The organism is Crenalkalicoccus roseus (genome assembly GCF_004761865.1).
GTDB classification, from domain to species: domain Bacteria; phylum Pseudomonadota; class Alphaproteobacteria; order Acetobacterales; family Acetobacteraceae; genus Crenalkalicoccus; species Crenalkalicoccus roseus.
In genome coordinates this window covers 1-543 of the sequence record NZ_SJDM01000118.1, presented here as the reverse complement: position 1 = coordinate 543, position 543 = coordinate 1, and the positions used below count along the sequence as shown (strand labels likewise).

The window sequence follows — 543 nt, the reverse complement described above, 5'->3', positions numbered from 1 at the left end:
GGTGCGCGGGGTCTCGGCGCCGGTGAAGTAGTCGATCTCGATGATCTCGGGCCCGTTGGTCGCGTAGGCGAATTTCAGGCCGAGCATCTCGGCGTACTGCCGCGCCTGCTGCACGGCGTCCGCGGCGCGGCGGTAGCTGGCCTTGGCCTCGACGACCGCGAGTGGGAAGTCGCGCCGGTAGCGGAGGAGGAAGTCCACGCGCTTGGGCGGCTTGCGGACGAAGCCGCGGCCGACCGGGACGATGCGGCCGTCGGTGATGGTGCGCTGTTCGGCAATGGAGTGCGGGGCGCTGTCCCAGCCGGCGGCCTGCAGCGCGGGCACGACGTGCCGGCGGCAGGTGTCGGCCTCCGTCTCCGTCATGCGTTCTGCTCCCGGGTCGGGCGCTTCGCCGCTGCGTGCGTCATGACGGGACGGTAACACCATGCCCCAAGGGGCTCAAAATGCGAGACATGCCGGGGCTTGAGGCAGGGCGAGGCGTTCAGCGGTTCGCGGCGATTGCCCGGGCGGTGGGATTAAGCCGCGTGGACAAACCTGATCCACAGT

At 70.0% G+C, this 543-nt stretch carries 1 pseudogene; it reads right to left on the bottom strand.

Going from position 1 to position 543, the window contains the following annotated elements:
* A pseudogene (locus tag ET526_RS21135) lies at positions 1–360 on the bottom strand (type I restriction endonuclease); the annotation flags it as partial.
* Positions 361–543 lie beyond the last annotated feature (183 nt).